Origin of the sequence: Mucilaginibacter pedocola, assembly GCF_002013915.1 — a bacterium.
GTDB lineage: Bacteria > Bacteroidota > Bacteroidia > Sphingobacteriales > Sphingobacteriaceae > Mucilaginibacter > Mucilaginibacter pedocola.
Genome location: NZ_MBTF01000029.1, coordinates 1 through 3,741, shown reverse-complemented (window position 1 = coordinate 3,741; position 3,741 = coordinate 1). Strand labels below are relative to the sequence as shown.

At 47.4% G+C, this 3,741-nt stretch carries 2 protein-coding genes; both read left to right on the top strand.

The genetic code is table 11. From position 1 onward, the window contains the following. Nucleotides 1-954: caspase family protein (locus BC343_RS20315; protein ID WP_238381818.1), on the top strand; the 954-nt coding region annotated here is incomplete at its 5' end. 1 nt (nucleotide 955) lies between these two features. Further along, nucleotides 956-3,741: WD40 repeat domain-containing protein (locus BC343_RS20310; RefSeq protein WP_143822284.1), on the top strand; the 2,786-nt coding region annotated here is incomplete at its 3' end.

Genomic DNA, 3,741 nt, shown 5'->3' with positions numbered 1-3,741 from the left:
GGTACTGATACAAAGAAATATACTTTGAATTTGCTGCCCGGCGCAAACAATATCCGCGCGGTTGCCCTCAACAGTCAGCGCACTGAGAGCGAGCCCGACGAGATACTTGTTAACTATAACAGCGGCGCGCAAGCCAATACGCCACCTGTTTTGAACAATGGTGCCACAGGTCCCGTAGCGACGGTGGATAAAGATGCCACTATGCATTTGGTGGTCGTAGGTATCAACGCTTATAAAAATCCCAAGATGAGCCTGAACTACGCTTTAGCAGATGCAACGGCGTTTAAGAACGAAGCAGAAAAGGATGCCAAAACCATCACTACCAACCTGAAAACCTATTTTGTTACCGATGCGCAGGCCGATAAAAATGGCATCACCGCCGCCTTTGCCGAAGTGCAGAAGAACGCTAAGCCGCAGGATGTATTTGTGTTTTACTACGCGGGCCACGGCGTTATCAGCGATAAAAACAAAGAGTTTTACCTGGTGCCAACCGATGTAACCGACCTGCAAAATGTGGATGAAGCCCTTGCCCAAAGCGGTATTCCGTCCAAAATGCTGCAGCGCTACGCTATAGACATCCCTGCCCAAAAACAGGTTTTTATATTGGATGCCTGCCAAAGTGCCGGTGCGTTTCAGCAATTGATGGCTAATGACGGCGACCGGCAAAAAAACCTGGCGGTAGTGGCCCGCAGTACGGGTACGCACTGGATAGCCGCCAGCGGTAGCCAGCAATTTGCGCAGGAGTTTGGCCAGTTAGGGCATGGCGCATTTACCTATGTATTACTTAAAGCTATGCAGGGCGAAGCCGCCAGCAACAAAATGATAACCGTGAACGGGCTGAAGAATTACCTGCAAACGCAGGTGCCCGATCTGATGAAGAAATACAATGGCGCACCGCAATACCCGGCCACCTATGGCTATGGCAGCGATTTCCCGGTACAACTGATGAAATAATATGAAACTAAAATACACCCTAACAATCGCCCTTTTATTTAGCGCTTTAGTAGCGTCTGCCCAAAAAATAGGGTTGGTGATACCCAAATCTCACGCAGATGGTATAGAGGCTACCGCTTCCACGCCCGATGGGCGCTTGGTAGCATCGCTGGCAAAGAAAACCCTGATGATATGGGATGTGGCAAGTAATAAAAAGATACACGAGTTTGAGGTTTCCTCGGGCGAGAAAACAACTATCAGCCTGTCGGCAGATGGCAACAGGGTGTTATTAGGCGGCCGCGATGGCTTGTATTATATGGATACCCAAACCGGTCAACAACTATTTAAATTAAATGGCGGTGCTTCTTACGGTTCGATGCTAAGCGCCGATGGGGGTAAAGCTTACAGTTACGATTCGGGCTACCTAAGCATTTACAGCACATCTACCGGAAAGCAGGAAAAACAAATTTATGGACTATCAGACCTGTACGACGCTAAATTATACCCCCTGCCCGGCAATAAAATATTGGTGCTTGCCAACAACGGCTGGTACAAGGTTGACCCAACAACTGATGCGAAAGAGGTAAGCGTAAAAATAAAAAGAGGTATTCGGGAGGATATTCTGGATGTGAATTTTAGTCCGGCTGATAATATCGTAGTATACACCTTTAAAGACAATGGAGAAGGTACCTTCGTGCTGAAAACGTTCGATGCAACCACAGGCAATCTCATCCTCAATAAAACACTTGCCGCGGCCAATTATTCGCCCATTGTTTCTATAAACAATTCCGGCGAAATTATCATGCTGGCGCAGGACTTAAAAGCCAACGCGGTATTAACGGAAGTAATAAAGGTAAACGGGTTGCAAACCGTCAAAAAGTCGTCTTCGGCAATGCCCTTGCAGGGGCTATCTTCCTGGTACAACGGGCAGCTATTACCCATGCCCAATAGCGATAAGGTGTTGTTCAGCGTTTACAAATACCTGTGGTTTTACAACAAGCAAAGCGGCGAATACACGAAGGGTTTTGAGGACCGTGTTGCTGATTTTCGCTTTAATTTTTACTATCCCCGCCAAAACCTGATGGCAGATAACCAATTCCGGGTAGTAACTGATGAAGGCGGGCTGCGTAATTTCAACCTCGAAACACTGAAACCGGCAGGCTTTACCAAAGTGCCCGAGTCCGCGGTTTTTAGTGCCGATGGTAAACTGGTGGCGGGCATCACACCAAAAAAGATAACCGTAAGCGAGGTAGCAACGGGTAAGGTTATCCGTTTGTTGCCCGCACCGGCTAATGTGGATATCGAGTTTCAACTCTTCTTCTTTTCGGCGGATAACAAGCTGCTCATCCATACCAATAAGGATAAAAAGTATATATCGGCCATCAATATTGCAACTGGCGTAGATGCGTTGTTTAAACAATTTGCCGAAGTGCCCTATAAAAACGTAGTCACCTTAGATGGCAAATACTTTGCCTGCGTAAACTTTATCCAAAACCGAACCCATCTTATTATTTTAAATACACAAACAAAGGCCGTAGCGGCAGATATCCTGATGCCCGACGCATCAAAAACTAATGATGCGGCTGATGACCTGCTATTTGTTGGGGAAAGCCATAAGTTGCTGGTAACGGCACAATCGTTAAAGAACAGGGTTTATGATGCCGATAAGCCTGCCGTCGCGCCAATAATTTTCAATACGCCGCACGATCAGATCGTATTTTTAGGTGCCGATATCAAAAATAACTTAATGGTACTGGCCAATAAGCTTAACCGGTATAAGCCCGCCATGTACTCGCTGGATGGCAAACTGATAAAAGAGCTTGCCATACGCGAGGTTTTTAAAGTTGCCTTTACGGCAGATGCCAAACTGATGTTCGCTGCCAATAAACAGAAAGGGGTAGAGGTGTGGCGCGTAGAGAATAACGAATTGCTGGGTACTTACTATTTCATCAGCGGCCTGAACGAGTACATTTTTGTATCGCCTGAGAATTTGTTCGATGGCAGCGTGGCGGGTATGAAGGAATTGTACTTTGTGCGCAATAACAAACCCATCCCGCTCGAGAACCTGTACGAACGTTTTTACACGCCTAACCTGTTACAACGCAAAATAGCGGGTGAGCGTTTCTCGCCGCCTAACTTGTCCGACCTGCACGAACCGCCCGTAGTGCGCATCACCTACGCGCAGGCAACGCGAAACCTCAAAGTGGTAGAAGAGAGAACACCGGCTTATGCTAATACAACAGGGGTAGCAGAAATAACCGTGAATGCCAGTGCCGAGAACGATAAGATAGACGAGATACGCCTGTTCCACAATGGTAAGATAGTGAATTTGGCTACGCGCGGGCTGTTCGTTACAGATAACACTACGGGTACTGATACAAAGAAATATACTTTGAATTTGCTGCCCGGCGCAAACAATATCCGCGCGGTTGCCCTCAACAGTCAGCGCACTGAGAGCGAGCCCGACGAGATACTTGTTAACTATAACAGCGGCGCGCAAGCCAATACGCCACCTGTTTTGAACAATGGTGCCACAGGTCCCGTAGCGACGGTGGATAAAGATGCCACTATGCATTTGGTGGTCGTAGGTATCAACGCTTATAAAAATCCCAAGATGAGCCTGAACTACGCTTTAGCAGATGCAACGGCGTTTAAGAACGAAGCAGAAAAGGATGCCAAAACCATCACTACCAACCTGAAAACCTATTTTGTTACCGATGCGCAGGCCGATAAAAATGGCATCACCGCCGCCTTTGCCGAAGTGCAGAAGAACGCTAAGCCGCAGGATGTATTTGTGTTTTACTACGC